The 17,765-nt window shown below is 62.0% G+C and carries 15 protein-coding genes and 1 pseudogene; 9 read left to right on the forward strand and 7 right to left on the reverse strand.

All coding sequences use genetic code 11. From position 1 onward, the window contains the following. Positions 1 to 81: 81 nt before the first annotated feature. A complete protein-coding gene (locus V1292_RS25030; protein ID WP_334375295.1) occupies positions 82 to 1,707 on the forward strand; it encodes a glycoside hydrolase family 17 protein in 1,626 nt (541 codons plus the stop codon). Here V1292_RS25030 and V1292_RS25035 read toward each other — a convergent pair. Together V1292_RS25035 and V1292_RS25040 are read right to left on the reverse strand one after the other, a co-directional pair. Further along, positions 1,667 to 2,047 (reverse strand): hypothetical protein, encoded by a 381-nt coding sequence (locus tag V1292_RS25035; RefSeq protein WP_334377156.1) that lies wholly within the window; start codon positions 2,045 to 2,047, stop codon positions 1,667 to 1,669. The two genes, V1292_RS25030 and V1292_RS25035, sit on opposite strands and share 41 nt — an antisense overlap. Positions 2,048 to 2,144: 97 nt before the next feature. Next, entirely contained in the window at positions 2,145 to 3,416 is a 1,272-nt protein-coding gene (locus V1292_RS25040) for a hypothetical protein (RefSeq protein WP_334375297.1), read from the reverse strand. Between the two features lie 164 nt (positions 3,417 to 3,580). Here V1292_RS25040 and glmU (V1292_RS25045) point away from each other — a divergent pair, with 164 nt between their 5' ends. Next, on the forward strand, positions 3,581 to 4,939 hold the full coding sequence (glmU, locus tag V1292_RS25045; protein ID WP_334375298.1) for a bifunctional UDP-N-acetylglucosamine diphosphorylase/glucosamine-1-phosphate N-acetyltransferase GlmU: 1,359 nt from the start codon (positions 3,581 to 3,583) through the stop codon (positions 4,937 to 4,939). A 53-nt stretch (positions 4,940 to 4,992) separates the two neighbouring features. Here glmU (V1292_RS25045) and V1292_RS25050 read toward each other — a convergent pair whose 3' ends face one another. Further along, positions 4,993 to 5,883, reverse strand: a complete 891-nt coding sequence (locus V1292_RS25050) for an SDR family NAD(P)-dependent oxidoreductase (RefSeq protein ID WP_334375299.1) — start codon at positions 5,881 to 5,883, stop codon at positions 4,993 to 4,995. 321 nt (positions 5,884 to 6,204) lie between these two features. On the opposite strand from V1292_RS25050, the gene V1292_RS25055 reads away from it, so the two are divergent. Both V1292_RS25055 and glmU (V1292_RS25060) read left to right on the forward strand, forming a co-directional pair. Next, the gene (locus V1292_RS25055; RefSeq protein ID WP_334375301.1) at positions 6,205 to 6,357 is read left to right on the forward strand and encodes a hypothetical protein; all 153 of its coding nucleotides are present in this window, start codon (positions 6,205 to 6,207) and stop codon (positions 6,355 to 6,357) included. 229 nt (positions 6,358 to 6,586) lie between these two features. Next, positions 6,587 to 6,733, forward strand: a pseudogene (gene glmU, locus V1292_RS25060) (bifunctional UDP-N-acetylglucosamine diphosphorylase/glucosamine-1-phosphate N-acetyltransferase GlmU); the annotation flags it as partial. 31 nt (positions 6,734 to 6,764) lie between these two features. Here the strand turns inward: glmU (V1292_RS25060) and V1292_RS25065 are convergent. The 3 genes from V1292_RS25065 to V1292_RS25075 form a co-directional block, all read right to left on the reverse strand. After that, the gene (locus tag V1292_RS25065; protein WP_334375302.1) at positions 6,765 to 7,934 is read right to left on the reverse strand and encodes a hypothetical protein; all 1,170 of its coding nucleotides are present in this window, start codon (positions 7,932 to 7,934) and stop codon (positions 6,765 to 6,767) included. A 39-nt stretch (positions 7,935 to 7,973) separates the two neighbouring features. Then, positions 7,974 to 8,855, reverse strand: coding sequence for an AlbA family DNA-binding domain-containing protein (locus tag V1292_RS25070; RefSeq protein ID WP_334375303.1), 882 nt, complete (start codon positions 8,853 to 8,855; stop codon positions 7,974 to 7,976). A 289-nt stretch (positions 8,856 to 9,144) separates the two neighbouring features. Next, positions 9,145 to 9,798 carry a glutathione S-transferase family protein gene (locus V1292_RS25075; RefSeq protein ID WP_334375304.1) on the reverse strand — a complete coding sequence of 218 codons (654 nt, stop codon included), beginning with the start codon at positions 9,796 to 9,798 and terminating at the stop codon, positions 9,145 to 9,147. A 276-nt stretch (positions 9,799 to 10,074) separates the two neighbouring features. Here V1292_RS25075 and V1292_RS25080 point away from each other — a divergent pair, with 276 nt between their 5' ends. From V1292_RS25080 to V1292_RS25100, 5 genes are all read left to right on the forward strand, one after another. Beyond that, complete coding sequence (locus V1292_RS25080; RefSeq protein ID WP_334375305.1) at positions 10,075 to 10,653, forward strand: hypothetical protein; 579 nt, start codon at positions 10,075 to 10,077, stop codon at positions 10,651 to 10,653. Between the two features lie 321 nt (positions 10,654 to 10,974). Then, on the forward strand, positions 10,975 to 11,124 hold the full coding sequence (locus V1292_RS25085; RefSeq protein WP_334375306.1) for a hypothetical protein: 150 nt from the start codon (positions 10,975 to 10,977) through the stop codon (positions 11,122 to 11,124). A gap of 810 nt (positions 11,125 to 11,934) precedes the next feature. Further along, positions 11,935 to 13,761 carry a glutamine--fructose-6-phosphate transaminase (isomerizing) gene (glmS, locus tag V1292_RS25090; protein WP_334375307.1) on the forward strand — a complete coding sequence of 609 codons (1,827 nt, stop codon included), beginning with the start codon at positions 11,935 to 11,937 and terminating at the stop codon, positions 13,759 to 13,761. Positions 13,762 to 13,907: 146 nt separating this feature from the next. Further along, positions 13,908 to 14,693 (forward strand): DUF502 domain-containing protein, encoded by a 786-nt coding sequence (locus V1292_RS25095; RefSeq protein ID WP_442895563.1) that lies wholly within the window; start codon positions 13,908 to 13,910, stop codon positions 14,691 to 14,693. A gap of 31 nt (positions 14,694 to 14,724) precedes the next feature. Continuing rightward, a complete protein-coding gene (locus tag V1292_RS25100) occupies positions 14,725 to 15,705 on the forward strand; it encodes a dihydrodipicolinate synthase family protein (protein ID WP_334375308.1) in 981 nt (326 codons plus the stop codon). Here the strand turns inward: V1292_RS25100 and recG are convergent. Continuing rightward, positions 15,657 to 17,765, reverse strand: coding sequence for an ATP-dependent DNA helicase RecG (recG, locus tag V1292_RS25105; protein WP_334375309.1), 2,109 nt, complete (start codon positions 17,763 to 17,765; stop codon positions 15,657 to 15,659). The genes V1292_RS25100 and recG overlap by 49 nt on opposite strands.

Raw genomic sequence — 17,765 nt, forward strand, 5'->3', positions numbered from 1 at the left:
GCAGGGACCCCGGCGAATAGGGCCATCGTGCATCTTGGCAGAACGCCGATGAACGGGTAATCGACGGTCCCCGCCCGGAGGATGGAACCGATTTCTCTTCGTACGCCGCTGGCGCTTCTCCTTTCATCGCTTGGTATGATCGCGGCTCTGTGGTGGTGGCTCGCCACGCCGATTACGCTCGCGCGCGCGCCGATCGATCCCAACGCCAAGCTGCAATGCGTGTCGTACGCACCGTTCCGCGGCGCGCAGACACCCCTGATCCCGACCACGCAGATCCTTCCTGAACAGATCGCGGAGGATCTGGCGCAGCTTGCCAAGATCACCGAATGCGTGCGGACCTATTCGATCGAGAACGGGCTCGACCAGGTTCCGGCACTGGCCGCCAAGGTCGGACTGAAGGTGATCCAGGGGATCTGGCTCTCGAGCAACCGAATCAAGAATCTTGCCCAGATTTCGGTTGCGATCGAACTGACCAAGGAACACCCGGACACGATCACCGCACTGGTGGTCGGCAACGAGGTGCTGCTGCGCGGCGAGATGACGACATCGGATCTCGCAGCCCACATCCGCTCGGTGAAGTCGCGGGTCACCGTGCCCGTCACCTATGCCGACGTCTGGGAGTTCTGGCTGCGCAACCGCGAAATCTACGACGCGGTCGACTTCGTCACGATCCACATCCTGCCGTACTGGGAAGACATGCCGGTGCGCGCGAAACACGCTGCCGGCCATGTCGACGATATTCGCAAGCGGATGGCGGTGGCATTTCCAGCTAAGGAAATCCTGATCGGCGAAACCGGCTGGCCGAGCGCGGGGCGGATGCGCGAAGGCGCGCTGCCGTCGCGCACCAACCAGGCGCGCGTGGTGTCGGAAATCCTCGATCTCGCCAAGCGCGAAAAGTTTCGGGTCAACCTGATCGAGGCCTACGACCAGCCGTGGAAGCGGCAGCTCGAAGGCACCGTCGGCGGCTATTGGGGCATGATCAACGACGCGCAGCGGGCGGTGAAATATCCGCCCGGCGAGCCGATCAGCAATTATCCGTTCTGGAAACTGCAGATGGGAGGCGGGATGGCGCTCAGCGCCTTCGTCTTCCTTGCGGGCTGGCTGACGCTGCGGCGCCGGCCGTGGAAGCCCGGGTTGGCTGCCTGGATTGCGGTCGGGACATCGGCGACGACCGCCGGCATGCTGCTCGGGGTCGCCGCGGACAAGATGTTTTACGAGAGCTACGGCGCAGGCGGCTGGCTGCAATGGGGCGCGCTGCTGGCAGCCGCCATTGCCTCGCCGATGCTGTGCGCGAACGCCGCGATGTCGGGGCGGTCGCTGCCGACCTTGCTCGAACTGCTCGGGCCGCGCGAGGGCCGGACCAAGTCGGTGCTGACGGCGCTGTTGGGATTCGTGCTTATCGTCACCACGCTGATTGCGGCGCAAACCGCGCTCGGCTTTACGTTCGATCCGCGCTACCGCGATTTCCCGTTCGCTTCGCTGACCATGGCGGTGGTGCCGTTCGCGGCGCTGATGCTGCTGAACCGGCCGAAAGAGGGCGTTCGCCCGATTGCCGAATCCGCTTTTGCCGGCTTGCTGGTCGCGGCCGCGCTGTTCACCGGCATCAACGAAGGCAATCAGAATTGGCAGTCGATGTGGACGTGCGCGATCTATCTCTTGCTGGCGCTCACGCTGTGGCGGGCGCGGGCCGTGCAAATCCCAAAATGAGCAGGCCGATCGCAATTCCCGACAGCGCGATATTGTAGAGCACGATCCCGAATCCCGCCGCGATCAAGCCGCCGGTCAGCAGCACGATCGACGGCCGCATGACGTGAAGCGTCGCGATCACAAGCGCGGTGATGCCGAATACCGAATTCTTGAACAGGTAGGTGGCGAGCGTCCGCGACTTGCACAGCATGGTCTGCAGGCCGGCGTCGCAGGCCAGCGCGACGGTCGAGAACTCGATCGCGAGGTAGCGCAGATAGAGCGCGTAGCCGACGGTGAAGAAGCCGACCACCAACAGAAATTGAACTTGATAGGGCGTGAGCCGGAACGGGGATTTTTTCATCGGCGCAATATGGTCGGGATTGGCGGTCGGGACAAGCGTTCGCAGGCAAGCGAGAATGCAGGTCAGAATTTCGGCATAACGCCCTGTAGCCAAAAGCCTATTGTGAATTTTTCTTGCCGAAGATGGACGAAAATGTCGTCTGCGTCGGCTCCGGCGGCGGCTCCGGCTTCTTCGCCACTTCCTCAACGACTGTCGCCGCCGACTGCTTGGCGATACTGCGCCGGCGCGGGCCAGGCTTGGCGGCAGTGGGCGGCGGATCGTTCAACGACAGCCGCTGGCCATCGAAGATCGCGGTCTCGCAAGGACGGTTGTTTTCGGCCAGGATGGCGCAGATCCTGGCAGCGGCGCCGGCATCGTTCAGTGGACCGGCGACCAGGCGAAGCTGCATGCCGAGGCCGTTGGTGCCTTCCTTCACGACGATGATCGGGCGCAGTGCCGTCAGCGGCGCGTTCGATCTGGATTTGAGCAATCCGCGCCACAACGCGCGCAGGCCGTTCACCGAGTTGGCGCTGCCGAGATCGACCCCGAACTCGGTCCGCTGCAGGGAGATTTTAGGCGCGGCGGCGTCATCCGCCTCCGCGTCTGATGGCGCCGACGCGACGACATCCGGGATCGGGCTTGCGATCACCGGGTTCGGCCCTTTGCCCAGCTCGATCAGTTCGGCGGCGGCGGGGTCAGGAGCAGCCATTATCGACTGCGCGGCCATCAGTGGCGTAGCGGGCGAAGGTTTTGCGGGCTCCGGCTTGGCGGGCTCCAGCGTGACGGCGTCGGCCTTTGCCATCTCAGCCTTGGCCGTTTCCAGCTTGGTGCTCTCCGCTTTGGCTGCGTCGGTCTTTGCCGCGTGCGAAACCGTCGACGGGGCAGGCTCGGCGGTGGCCTTGTCAGCGACCGGGGCGGTCGCTACCGGCGCAACGCTTGGCGATGGCGGCTTGTGGGCGGCTTGCGGTTCCGCATTTGCAGCCGGCGGCGAAGCCTGCGCGGAACCCTGGCGGGCGACGGCGCCGGTGACGGATTCGAGCCCCTGTTCCAGGCTGGTGACACGGGAATACAGCCGGTCGCGATCGCCGTTGAGCGTATCGATGGCGGCGGCGAGCCGCCGTGCCTCATTCTGGGTTTCCCTCGCCACGAGCTGAATTTGCTGTGCCTGCCGGGTGTGATCTGCGGCGGCGACCTGTTCGCGCTTCAATCCAAGGGATGATTGGTTGGCCATGACGGCCAGAATCACTGCAGCCGTCGCGCCGACGCCCCAGGATCCGATCCGCCACAGCGCGCGGCGGTCGAACTGATCCTCGTCGGCGAACAGGTTGCTCAGCACGCCGCCGGAGTCATCCGCCTCGAAGTCTGCGAGATGGTCGGTTTTCCTGGCCAAACGCCCTTGGCCCTCCTCGAGGCCTGCCGAATCACAGGGCAAACATTAACAGGAAAAGCGACGCCCACCTGAATCCGGACGTTTTCGGGGCGGCGAATCGGTTTGATCTCCGGGGGAAAACAATTAAAGACGGCCCGCGCAACCCTGTTCGCCCGAGGACCAGAATGACCGCTCGATCCAGTCTGACAGTCGTGCTTGCGGCCGGCGAGGGCACGCGCATGCGATCCTCGCTGCCGAAAGTGCTGCACCAGGTCGCCGGCCAGTCGCTGCTGGCGCATGTGCTGGATGCGGCCCCGCACGGCGCGGGCGCCTCGCTTGCGGTCGTGATTGGGCCGGACCACAAGGCGGTCGCTGGGGAGGTCAAGCGCGTCCGCGCGGATGCTGCGACCTTCGTTCAGGCCGAGCGGCTCGGCACCGCGCATGCCGTCTTGGCCGCCCGCGAGGCGATCGCGCGCGGCGCCGATGATCTGCTGGTGGCGTTCGGCGACACGCCGCTGATTTCGCAAGAGACCTTCGCCCGGCTGCGCGCGCCGCTGCAAAAAGGCGCGGCGCTCGCGGTGCTCGGCTTCCGCGCCGCCGATCCGACCGGTTACGGCCGGTTGCTGCTTCAGGGCGATCGGCTGATGGCGATCCGCGAACACGCCGACGCGACAGATGAAGAGCGCAAGGTCACGCTGTGCAATGCCGGCGTGATGGCGTTCGACGGCCGCCGCGCGCTCGAAATCCTCGACCGGATCGGCAATGCCAACAGCAAGGGCGAATATTATCTGGTCGATGCCGTCACCATCGTCAGGGAAATGGGATTGGAGGCCGTCGTGATCGAAACCAGCGAAGACGAAGTGCGCGGCATCAACAACAAGGCCCAGCTCGCGGAGGCCGAAGCGGTGCTGCAGGCGCGGCTGCGCCAGGCCGCGCTCGACGCCGGCGTGACGCTGATCGCGCCCGAGACGGTCTATCTCGCGGCCGACACCAAGTTCGGCAGCGACGTCACCATCGAGCCGTTCGTCGTGATCGGCCCCGGCGTCACCATCGCCGACGGCGCGGTGATCCATTCGTTCTCGCACATCGTGCAGACCTCGATCGGCAAGAAGGCGTCCATCGGTCCCTATGCGCGCTTGCGCCCGGGCACTTCGCTCGGCGACGGCGTTCGGATCGGCAACTTCGTCGAGACCAAGGCCGCGACGCTGGAGGCCGGCGTCAAGGTCAACCACCTCTCCTATGTCGGCGACGCCCATATCGGCGCCAATTCCAACCTCGGCGCCGGCACCATCACCTGCAACTACGACGGCTTCTTCAAGCACAAGACGCTGATCGGCGAGGGCGCCTTCGTCGGCACCAACTCCTCGCTGGTCGCGCCGGTCAAAATCGGCAACGGCGCCTATATCGGCTCGGGCTCCGTCATCACCAAGGACGTGCCTGATGATGCGATGGCCGTGGAGCGCAGCCCGCAAAGCAACCGCGAGGGCGGCGCGGCGCGCTATCGCGAAATGAAGATGCGGGCGAAGGCTAAGAAAGAGGGTTAAGCGCAGCGCTTGTTAAGCTTTCCGCTCTCGGCCACCTCGGTTGACGTCTGAATCTACGTACCGCCGGGCTCGAACGGACCCGGTTCGGAGAAGCCCTCGATCGATTCCACCTTTGCGTAGTTCTCGGCAATACTCTCGGGTGTCAGATGTGCATCGTGGAAGCCACGTCCCATGACGATAGCGATGCGCTGGATCGCTCCGACTCCGACGTTGTAGATGCGGTTCGTCTCCGAACACCTGTCGCTTGCCAGCCAGACAATCGCCGGCGCAACAGCTTCAACCGGCATGGCGGCTTGTCCATCTGCTTCAGACAAGCGCGATCCTGCGGCCGGGTGCATCCTCGTGTATGCGATTGGCGAAATGGTGTTCACGAGAATCCCGTGCTCAGCACCTTCTAGTGCAAGAATGCGCATCAATCCGACGACCGCGCACTTGGCCGCCGCATAGGTGGCTTGGCCACGTAGTCCGAACAGGCCGCTGACGGACGTCGTGAGGATAATCTTCCCGTAGCGCTGTGCGACCATATACGGCCAGGCAGCCTTCACCGTGTTAACCGGCCCGCCGAGGTGCACGCGCCAATAGTGATCGAAATCCTCGAGCGCGGCGGCCTCGAATAGCTGGCTTCCGCAGATACCAGCGTTGTTCACGAGAAGGTCTATTCTTCCGAAACGCTCGATGGTCGTCGCGATCAGGTCACTGCCACCTTCAAGGGTGGAAACATCGCTGTCATCAGCGATTGCGTCGCCTCCACGTGACCGAATGAGGTCGGCCACCTGTTCCGCTATCGTGGAGTCCTTCCCGAACCCCGATACGTCCGTCCCCAGGTCGTTCACCACGACCCGGGCACCGCGTTCGGCGAGAAGTTCGACGTATGCCCGCCCCAGCCCGCGGCCTGCCCCAGTCACAACCGCGACCTTCCCCTCCAACGAAATTCGCTCAGTCATCTCGCTATCCTCCTTCCAGAGTCACGATGACAGGAGTTACGGTGGCAATTTACCTAACTGTCGTGGATCCGCCGGCCCGACGTCGTCGAGGGCGATCTTCGGGCGGGCGATGGAACCGGCGGTCATGTCGCCAGCGTATCGGCAGCCCCTTTTCCGTTCCACGGCAGCAGTGCGTCGAGGCGCGGTGCACGTAGACGCACGCCGTTCCTAAGCCCGATCTCGATCGCGCCGTCGTGGCCGCCTTAACCTTGATGAATATTTATTCAAGTTCCTGCAACCATCGATCTCGTTCGGCGTCATGCTTCAAGTGCGGAGCGCGTCATGGACGACGACAGGGAACAGCGTGAGCTTCAAGAGCGGGTGATGCGCTTCCGCGTGATGGAGCGCGAGGTCACTGACCCGCTTGCAATTGGGCTCCTGCACGACATCGTCACAGAATTGGAAGCGGCCCTGGAGAAGCCTGACGACGATTAGGCCATGTAAAAGCCCGGCAGCCATTTCGGACTGCCGGGCGAAACGCAAATACTAGGTGAACTAATACCGCGCCGCTGCAATGCGGCTATTCTGATACGGATTTCGGGACCGTCTATCCGGAAGAGTACGGGCGCGCACTCGTTCCGTTGGAACCGAAGCCTCGCACGTTTGCGGGGAGGGCGTACCTTGCACACCGGCAGAGCGCGACTGTTTTTTGAGACGCACTGTGCAAATCTCGATCGGCAAGAAGGCGTCCGTTGGTCCCTATGCGCGCTAGCGGCCCGGCACCTCGCTCGGCAACGGCGTTCGGACCGGCAACGTCGTCGAGACTAAGGCCGCGGCGCTAGAAGCCGGTGTGAAGGTCAACCACCTGAATAACGGAATTACGGTGACCCGACCCGCACGGGTCAATTGAATGCACTGTCAGCGCAATTCAGCCCGACGTCAAAACCGGTCGCGGCAGTTTGCTTCGCCTCTTCGTACACGTTCCTCACGGTATCGCTCGGCACGTTCAAGTGAAGTGATCCGTTCTCCGCCACCGAGAGATCTATGTCATACAGACCACCTCGCCGCCCGCCTACAACCATCGCCGCACGTGGGGTCACGCGACCTTGTGCGCCACGAAACCAGACATGGCAGCAGATGTAGTCATACGAAAAATCAACGTGACCGATCTTCACAAGATCCCCGTCCATCACTTCCTTCAAGAGCGATGGCACCAGCCGAACCTTATTCGATTTCAATCGCTTGATTGGGTTTCTTCCGTGAGCGGGGCTTCCGTGGGTCTCGTATTCGGCTGACCGCAGCACTAACAGATCATCGAAGTAGCGAGCGAGGTAAAACCTCGGCTGAAAGTCAATTGTCCCGTCATCTCGCCACATCCAGAATGTATGCAGAACATTATCGAGCTTCTCTAGTCGTCCAGTGCGCTGGGAGAAACCCACCGTCTCGAACGCTCCGCCCCAACGCTCCTCGATAGATTGAGCTGTCGAAAGCTCATAATTGAGGAGTGTGCCTAGAACTGGCAGAACAGCCGAAACGTCATTAGCCGTTGACGGAAGTGGTCCGCTCCGCTGCAGCATCCCTATGAACGTCCGCGCCCCACTTCCGGCAGCTTGCACTTCTCCGAAACCCGCGACGCTTTCGGCAATAATATTGCAGCCGAAGGTCGTACAGCGAATCTCATCGCCGTTGACAGCTTGAAGCAGATTACCAACCAAACTCAGGTCTTTGATTTGATCCGGATCAATCGCCGAGAGTTCTTCCTGTACATCAGCTCCTGTGACATTAGGCTTCTTCGCGACCTCTCGAAGCACTCTCAAAGCGCGCTCCGCTTGCCTGTGATCGTTCGCGGACCATCCGACTGCGAGGCGGCCCTCAAAAACATGAAGCTTTTGACACAGCTTGGTGCGAAACGGACGCTTCTTGGCCGCCAGTAAGCTATTTATCTCCCCCACAAGCGGCAACTCGCATTCGGCTCCAGTCACGTATGGATTTGCGAGATCGGGGCTTGAAAGAAGCGCGTCCCCGATTAGACATGGCGCTCCACCCAACATGATCCGTGCAACAAGCGTCACAGAATTTCTCCATACTTCATTCGACGGCTGCGCAGATAGTTACACGAGCGGCTCGATCTCTATCGCGGTCTTCACAACCCGCGCGCCCTCGCAATAGAGCGTCACTTCAGCCCGGATCCTCTTCTCCGGGGCAATTCGACTTACCCCTATCGATCCAAGATTTACACGGATGCCGTTGGGATGAATGACGCCGATTGCATTATTCCATCCGACCACCGATCTTCCGGCGTTGATGTGAGAAAGATTGTTGAGGCCTGCACCATTAACGTATTTGATCTCAACGTTTTGTAGCGTCATCAAAAATCCGGCGTGACGCGCAACCGCGCGGCCATTGTTGCTAACTAAGATACTGTAGTCCTCGAGTCCATTTTCGACTTTTAACCGCTCTATGATAATTTCAAGATTTGGCTTCTGCCGCCTGCCGAACATATCCTCAAGATCGAAGTGCTCCATCTGGTAGAAGCTATCACCGCTTCGCTTGTAGTACCGCTGCTCCCCTAGCAGCGCCATGTACGGTCCGCCATCAGTTTCCGGTACAAGGGTGGCGACCACCCCGCCACCGCTTGTTGAATTGTCAATCGGCTTGTGCCGAAGACCATCGATGATGGGAGATGTGGCGTCGCCGCTTAGAGCGTTCAGACGCGAAACGAGGATGGCAGGTTTTCGCAACTCAACAATGGCGGTAGCGCAGTCAATGCCATCGCTATTCTTCCGGGCATCGATTCCCCAAATTATGATTCCACCGCTGGAGTTTGCGAAGCCCGAAATGCATCGCGCAATATTTCGTCGGTCATCACCACTGGTCAACTCGGCGTTTTTGAGGGTTTTGAAATCCAAGTGGAGATGTTCCTCCTGCTTTAACTCCACGTATGATGCAATTGTCGCCCAATCGAGTTGATCGAAGGTTTCAGCAAGCGTCATGTCTCGCCTTCTGGATCAGTTTATGCGCGGCCCGATTCGCGACCGCGACGCACGGTGACACAATGCAGGGTAGCAATACGAGGCTGGGGACGTTTGTCCCGGTTATTCACAGGGCTGGGAATTGCGGTGACAGTGCTGGACCCTTGAGACTACCGCGCGATAGCGCCTTTTCCGGTGAGCCCGACCCGCAGGCTTCAATTGAATGCATTTAGCTTGCTGTTCTCGCTGTGCGAGCCAAGCTCAGCACGACAAACTCAGACGACGACTTCGAGCGCAGAGCCGGACCTCATCAGCCGGTCGGCGGCTTGCCGGTGTTGACCGCCAATTGCGCTGCGAAAGCCCGTTTGTAGGCAGGCCGTGATTCACCGCGGGCGAGATAGGCTGCCAGGTTTGGGTACTCGTCCAGAATGCCCGATGATCTCAGCCTGAGCAGCACCGACACCATCATCAGGTCGCCCGCGCTGAATGCACCGTCGAGCCAGTCGGCATCGCCCAGGCGAGCGGAAAGTTGGTTCAGCCGGCTGCGTACACGATCCTCGACAAGAGGCATGCGCTCCTTGTTCCAGGGCTTGTCGCCCTCAAGGAGCCTGGCGGTTGCAAGTTCAAGGATCGGCGGCTCCACCGTGTTGACCGCGGCGAACATCCATGTGATCGCGCGCGCCCGCGCATTGGCATCGTCCGGCAGCAGGCCCGCATGGCGCTCGGCGATATGGAGGACGATCGCCCCTGTCTCGAACAGGGCGAGATCGCCTTCTTCATAAGTCGGAATCTGGCCGAAGGGATGAAGCGCCAGATGCGCCGGCTCCTTCATCGCACGGAACGAAACAAGGCGAACCTCGTAAGGTTGGCCCACTTCTTCAAGCGCCCAGCGAACGCGCGTGTCACGCGCCAGCCCCTTGCCGCCGTCAGGCGAACGTTCAAAGGCGGTGATGGTGATGGTCATCGCGGGGTTCCTCCTGGCAAAGATCATCGGCTGCGGGTCTGGCAAGCTATCATGGTAAATTCAACGACAATTATGGTACAGTGCACTCAATCCAACCGAAGGTTGTCTGGCGTGGTGCATTAAATGCACTGGACACCGTAGTTCCGGTTCGGATGCGGAGCGGCATGATCCAGATCAAGATGGGGCGCTTGACGGCCGCCCAAGGAATTCCCCTTGGGCTGGACACTCCTCGGCTGGGCCACCGCGCTCACGAACCGCTTGTGGAGGGCGTCAACAATGAAACGCTGCCTCGCTGCATTCGCAATCGCCGTCAGCCTGCTCGCACCAGTTGCGCACGCCAACGATACCTTGGAAGCCAAGGTGCGGGCCTACGTTCCGGTCGTCTCCCTCGCCAAAGTATGTGACATCAGGATCAATGACGCCACCTTGCGTGACCACCGTGCCATGCTCGAAGCGGCGAAATTCGACCCGAACGCCAACAAACTCGCCTACCGCGTCCATTACGAAACACAGACGGCCTACATCAAGGCCCGCGACGGAGGTCAGCGGGTCGCCTTCTGCAGGGACTTCATCGCGGCCAACAGCCAGTACGCCAAGGCGCGCTTCACCGCTGTGGTCGAGGGCCAGATGAGCGATGTCAGCACTAGTGTGCAGAAAGCGATCGCCCACAACGTCTGCGGTGCGCCCCCTGTCAAGCTGTCCAAGGCCGACTGGAAACCGTACGCGCTCATCAAAAAGATGCTTCAGACCGAGCAAAAGTTGGCCAAGGAAAACGCCGAGACGAACGGCTGGAACGTCACCGAGGAAACGACGGCGGTCACCGAACAGTTCTGCGCGGCGATGAAAGCCCGATGAGCAAGCGTCCGGATGAGCGCAGCGACATCCGGGGTTGTAGTTTGTCGCGCATATCGCTGCGCTCATGCGGGCTGCTTGCTACTCCCGCGCGATCGCGGATTAGATAGTGCTGGCGCCGCGGCAAGTGCGGGCATTTATCCGCGCCTCCATTCCGTGGTCGATGCGTCAGCGCGTTTCCAGCGATTCCAGTTCGCCGAGCTGTGCGTTCTGCGCTGGAGCAACGTCGCGACCAGAACGGCGGAGCTGAACTATTGGGGATCGGAAGATGGATTTGCGTGTGCCAGACTTAGTCCAGATCTTCTCCTATTGAAGGGGACGAGAATGGACGCTGAACAGCGGCGGGCGATCGTTCGCGCTGCCGTCATTACCATTATCTTGGGCGCGGTCGCCGTGGCCGTGACTGGTTGGCCGCACGGGCTGTTCACGGCTGCGCTCATCGCGATCGCGTTCGTCATCGAGAAGCATCTGTGAGCATCCGACCGGTACCTATACGGTGACAGTGCACTCAATTGCACTTGCGGCAGATTAAGTGCACTGTCACCGTAATTTTCCTACGACACCCGTGACCTTGTCTGTGACTGCCCCCGAGGGCAAATCACTTCTGATTTTCAGAAATCATGTCAAGTCCCCGAATCAAAAATATTCCGCTTTCGTTCCGAGCCAAATCAGCGGCATAACTCCGCTCGTCTCACCGCAGGATGAGGGGCGCTCGCGAACGTCACGAACGCGCGGTGGGATGCGATGGACGCAGATGGCGCTGATGACGTTGTGCGCCGGACGCGTACGGTGAAGTCGTGTGGTCCTGATGTCGCGGTGCTGGCATTAAGTTCCCAGGAGAAGCGAAGCTTCAAGCCAAGCTTCTCGGGGGCGACGGTGGCAAAAGAGCCGTTCGCCGGGGAGAGCACGTTATAAGCCGTAAAGCCATTGCGCAGGGAAGGCCGGAGTGTTTCCGCCGAACCTGTATGCTCGTGTGCGTGTTTTTTGCGCATAATTGCACACGAGACCGCGGGTGCGGCGCGCACCCGGTCTTCCCTGCGCCCTCAGATTGGAGAGGAGGGCAAACGAGATGCAAGCCTCGGGCAGATTATGCCGCGAGATCGCGGACTCTTGTTCCTCACGCCGTTGCTGGTGTAACGAGTTAACGGTCAGGCGGTCCGTTAAGCTTTCCGCTTAAGACTGTCTCAATACGCAACAATTATTGAGTATCTGTCGGCCCATCATTGCCGCTAAGAGAACAGCGGGTTGCGACGCTCTCTCGTCGATTTGGGGAAATTGAACCGCATGTGCGGCATTGTCGGCATTCTTGGGAAAGCTCCGGTCGCGGAGCTTCTGGTAGACTCACTCAAACGGCTTGAATATCGCGGCTATGATTCCGCAGGCGTCGCCACGCTGGAAGGCGATCACCTCGCGCGCCGTCGCGCCGAAGGCAAGCTGAAGAACCTCGAAAAGCGGCTGGATGCGGAACCGCTGAAGGGGCACACCGGAATCGGACACACCCGCTGGGCGACGCACGGCAAGCCGACCGAGAACAATGCGCATCCGCACGCGACCGATCGCGTCGCCGTGGTCCACAACGGCATCATCGAGAACTTTCGCGAGCTGCGCGAGGCGCTGGAGAAGAAGGGCGCGGTCTTCAAGACCGAAACCGATACCGAAATCGTTCTCCACCTCGTCGATAGTTTTCTCCAGAAGGGCATCAAGCCGGTCGAAGCGGTGAGGGCGGCGCTGTCGGAACTGCGCGGCGCGTTCGCGCTCGGATTCATCTTCGCCGGCGACGACGATCTGATGATCGGCGCCCGCAACGGCCCGCCGCTGGCGATCGGTCACGGCGACGGCGAAATGTATCTGGGATCGGACGCGATCGCGCTCGGGCCGTTCACCGACATGATCAGCTATCTCGAAGACGGCGACTGGGTGGTGCTGACGCGCAAGGGCGCGACCATTTACGACAAGACCAATGCGATCGTGCAGCGCGAGGCGGTCAAGCACAGCGCCTCGACCTCGCTGGTCGACAAGGCGAACTACCGCCACTTCATGGCCAAGGAAATCCACGAGCAGCCGGAAGTGGTCGGCCACACGCTGGCACGTTATGTCGACATGGCGAGCGAGCGCGTCATGCTGCCGGTCAAGCTGCCGTTCGACTTCAAGGACATCCAGCGCATTTCGATCACGGCCTGCGGCACCGCGAACTATGCCGGCTATGTCGCCAAATACTGGTTCGAACGGCTAGCGCGCATTCCCGTCGAAATCGATATCGCCTCCGAATTCCGCTACCGCGAGGCTCCCCTGCGCAAGGGCGATCTGGCGATCTTCATTTCGCAGTCCGGCGAGACCGCCGATACCCTGGCCGCCTTGCGCTATGCCAAGGCGGAAGGCGCCCACACCCTCTCGGTCGTCAACGTGCCGACTTCGACGATCGCGCGCGAAAGCGAAACGGTGCTGCAGACGCTGGCCGGTCCCGAAATCGGCGTTGCCTCGACCAAGGCGTTCACCTGTCAATTGATGGTGCTGGCCTCGCTGGCGGTTGCCGCCGGCAAGGCACGCGGCGAATTGTCGGATGAAGACGAGACCAAGCTCGTTCACGGTCTGGTCGAGATTCCGCGCCTGATGGCGGCGACGCTGACCATTGAACCTCAGATCGAAAAGCTGGCGCGCGACATCTCGAAATCGAAGGACGTGCTCTATCTCGGCCGCGGCACCAGCTATCCGCTGGCGCTGGAAGGCGCGCTCAAGCTGAAGGAAATTTCCTACATTCACGCCGAGGGCTATGCCGCCGGCGAACTCAAGCACGGGCCGATCGCGCTGATCGACGAGAACATGCCGGTGGTGGTGATCGCGCCGTTCGACCGGGTGTTCGAGAAGACGGTCTCCAACATGCAGGAAGTCGCGGCCCGCGGCGGCAACATCATTCTGATGACCGACGCCAAGGGCGCGGCGGAAGCCACCGTCGATTCCCTGGTCACGATCGTGCTGCCCGACATGGCGTCGGCGTTCACCCCGATGGTCTATGCCATCCCGGTGCAGCTCCTGGCCTATCATACTGCCGTGGTGATGGGCACCGACGTGGATCAGCCGCGAAATCTCGCGAAATCGGTAACGGTGGAATAGTCAAGACCATCCGCTGTCACGCTGGCCCTTCAAAAACCTGCTAGGATGGCTTAGCTGGCATAGGCGCGATCAGCAAAAGTGGGACCCCGGTTTTGCGTCCGATCGCGCCCGAATGTCGAGTTCGGCCGCCCTGACCTGGAACCACGATGAAGCCCGAAGAACTGCCCCCGACCGCGCTCCCGGAGGAACCCCTGCCGGAGGCGCACCACGCCGGGCTAATGGCCCGTTTCCGGAACTATTTTCTGACCGGACTGATTGTCGCAGGGCCGGTCGCGATCACGCTCTATCTGACCTGGTGGTTCGTGAACTGGGTCGACAACCTGGTCCGACCCTTCGTGCCGACGGTCTACCGTCCCGAAACCTACCTGCCGTTCGGTCTGCCGGGGTCGGGGCTGATCGTCGCGGTGATCGCGCTGACGCTGCTCGGTTTCCTCACCGCCAATTTGATCGGCCGGACGCTGGTCGACCTCGGCGAGCGGCTGCTCGGCCGCATGCCCGTGGTGCGCGCGATCTATCGCGGCCTGAAGCAGGTGTTCGAGACGCTGTTCTCGGGCAAGGGGTCGAGCTTTCGCAAGGTCGGCCTGGTTGAATTTCCCTCGCCGGGCATGTGGTCGATCGTTTTGATCTCGCAGTCGCCGAGTGCGAACGTGGCAAGCCAGCTTCCCGGCCAGGAAGAGCACATCTCGGTTTTCCTGCCCTGCGCGCCGAACCCGACCACGGGTTTCTTTTTCTACGTGCCGAAGAGCAAGATCATCGAAGTCGACATGAGCACCGAGGACGCCGCCACGCTGATCATGTCGGCCGGCGTGGTGCAGCCCGGCTCCGATCAGCAGAAGCGCAACGGCGCGCTGGCCGGCATGGCGAACGCGGCGCGCGTGGCCAATTCGGCTGCCGGGCTGAAGCCGGCTCCCGCGAAGGCGAAGGTGGAGTAGGGCGCGCGCGACGGATAGACGGGCCGACATCATGACCAAGAAGATCGAAGGCATCATTCCGGTGATGATCACGCCGTTTACCGAAAGCGGCCAGATCGACTATCCTGGCCTCGGCCGGCTGGTGGAATGGTACATCGACAATGGTTCGGACGCGCTGTTTGCGGTCTGCCAGTCCAGCGAAATGCAGTTCCTCACTCTCGACGAACGGGTTGCGCTCGCCGCTTTCGTCAGACAAGCCGCAGCCGGCCGTGTCCCGGTGATCGCGTCCGGTCACATCAGCGAAAGCCTGGACGACCAACTTGCCGAGCTGACCGCCATTGCCGCGACCGGTGTTGACGGCATGGTACTCGTCACCAACCGTCTCGACGCCAAGCAGGAAGGCGGCAGCAGGTTCATCGACGATCTGACTTGGCTGCTCGATCGGCTGCCGAAGCAGATTCCCCTTGGTCTCTACGAATGCCCGGCGCCCTATCGGCGTCTGCTCACCGACGACGAGCTGAAGTTCTGCGCCAACACCGGCCGCTTCGTCATCCTCAAGGACGTGTCCTGCGACCTCGAAACGGTGAAGCGCCGGGTGACGCTGACCAGGGGCACGCCGCTTTCCATCGTCAATGCCAATGCGGCGATTGCTTTTCAGGCAATGAAAGCCGGTTCACGCGGGTTTACCGGCGTATTCACAAACTTTCATCCCGATCTCTACAAGTGGCTGATGACCGAGCATGCCTATCATCCGGCGCTGGCGGACGAACTTTCCGTCTACCTCGCGCTGTCGGCGATGGCCGAACCGATGGGCTACCCGAAGCTTGCCAAGCTCTATCACCAGCGCCTCGGCACGTTCTCCTCTACCGAAAGCCGCGCCGTCACCTTCGATATAAGCGAGAAATTCTGGGCGCTGGAGGCGCTACTCGACAAGATCGTCGAGGGCGCCGAGCACTACCGGCTTCGCATTGCCACGGTTGCGAGTTATCCCGCGCCGATCAGCGGCACCGCTTCATCGCGCTCATACAGATAGAGCAGACAGCGCAGCGCTTCACCGCGCTCGCCCTTGAGTTTTGGGTTGTCCTTCATGATGCGCAGCGCTTCGTCGCGCGCCTGCGTGATGAGCTGGCCGTGCACGTCGGAGCGCGCGATGCGATAACCGGGCAGGCCGCTCTGGCGGATGCCGAGCACGTCGCCTTCGCCGCGCAGTTTGAGATCCTCTTCGGCAATCCTGAAGCCGTCGGTGGTCTCCCGGATCACCTTCAGCCGCGCCGCCGACATCTCGCCGAGCGGCTCCTTGTAGAGCAACAGGCAGGTCGAGGACTCCGACCCGCGGCCGATCCGGCCACGGAGCTGGTGTAACTGCGCGAGCCCGAAGCGTTCGGCGTTTTCGATCACCATAATGGTCGCGGCCGGGACGTCGACGCCGACCTCGACCACGGTGGTGGCGACCAGGAGCCCGATCTCGTGGGCGGCAAACTGCGCCATCACGCGATCCTTATCTGGGCCCTTCATCTGCCCATGCACCAGACCGACGCGGTCGCCGAAGCGCTTCTGCAGCCGTTCGAAACGCTCTGTGGCGTTGGTGAGATGCTCCGTGCCCTCGGCCTCGGATTCTTCGACCAGCGGACAGATCCAGTAAACCAGCTTGCCTGATTTCAGCGCGCGGCCGACGGCATCGACGACTTCATCGAGGCGGCTGGCCGGAACGGCGCGGGTGTCGATCGGCTGGCGGCCGGCCGGCTTTTCGCGCAGTTCCGAGACGTCCATGTCGCCGAAATAGGTGAGCACCAGCGTGCGCGGGATCGGGGTTGCGCTCAAGACCAGCACGTCGACGGCCTCGCCCTTGTTGGTGAGTGCGAGCCGTTCGCGCACGCCGAAGCGATGCTGCTCGTCGACCACCGCGAGCGCCAGCGCCTTGAAGATCACATCGTCCTGGATCAGCGCGTGGGTGCCGACGAGAAAGTCGATTTCGCCGGCTTCGAGCCGCGCCAGGATCTCGCGCCGCTCCTTGCCCTTTTCACGGCCGGTCAGGATCGCTACGCGAAGGCCTGCGCGCTCGGCCAGCGGCGCGATCGTCTTGATATGCTGGCGCGCGAGGATTTCAGTCGGCGCCATCAGCGCGGCCTGCTTGCCGGCCTCGGTGACGGCGGCCGCGGCGAGCAGCGCCACCACCGTCTTGCCGGACCCGACATCGCCCTGCAGCAACCGCAACATCCGCACCGGCTGGAGCAAATCCTCGGTGATGGCGGCGACCGCCGCGCGCTGCGAGGCGGTGAGCGCGTAGGGCAGCGCATCTATGATCTTGTGGCGCAGGTGACCATCGCCGGCGTTGCGGTCGCCGGCCGGACGCCGCAATTGCGCGCGCACCAGCGCCAGTGCCAGTTGGCCGGCGAGCAGCTCGTCGAAGGCGAGTCGTGACCAGAACGGGCCGTCAGGCAAAATGTCCGTGAGTTCGACCGGCACATGCACGCGGGTGAGCGCTTGGCGGATCGGCGGAAAGTTGCAGCGGCGGATCACTTCCGGGCTGATCCATTCGGGCAGTTCCGGCAGCTTCTGCAGCGCCTGCGCGATCGCCCGGCGCAGCGACCCCAGCGCGAGTCCTTCCGTTAGCGGATAGACCGGGTCGATACCGCTGAGTTTTGCAAATCCCGCTTCGTCGACGACGCGGTCGGGGTGCACGATCTGCGGGATGCCGTCATACATCTGCAGCGTGCCGGAAACGTAGCGCTTCTCGCCGACCGGCAGCAGCTTTTCGACATAGCCGGGCTTGGCGCGGAAAAACGTCAGCACCACGTCGCCGGTATCATCCGAGGCATAGACAAGGTAAGGCGCGCGGGCACTGCGCGGCGGAGGCGGCCGGTGACGGTCTACGGTGATCTCCAGCGTCACCACGGTTCCCGGTACCGCCTCGCGGATCTTCGGCCGTGCCCGGCGGTCGATCACGCTGGCCGGCAGATGCAGCAAGAGATCGACCAACCGCGGGGTCTCGTCGCGGCTGAGCAGATAGCGCAGCAGCTTGTCCTGTTTCGGCCCGACGCCAGGCAGGCTCGTGACCGGCGCAAACAAAGGATTGAGCAGGCTGGGGCGCAT

Source organism: Bradyrhizobium sp. AZCC 1719, assembly GCF_036924525.1.
Classification (GTDB): domain Bacteria; phylum Pseudomonadota; class Alphaproteobacteria; order Rhizobiales; family Xanthobacteraceae; genus Bradyrhizobium.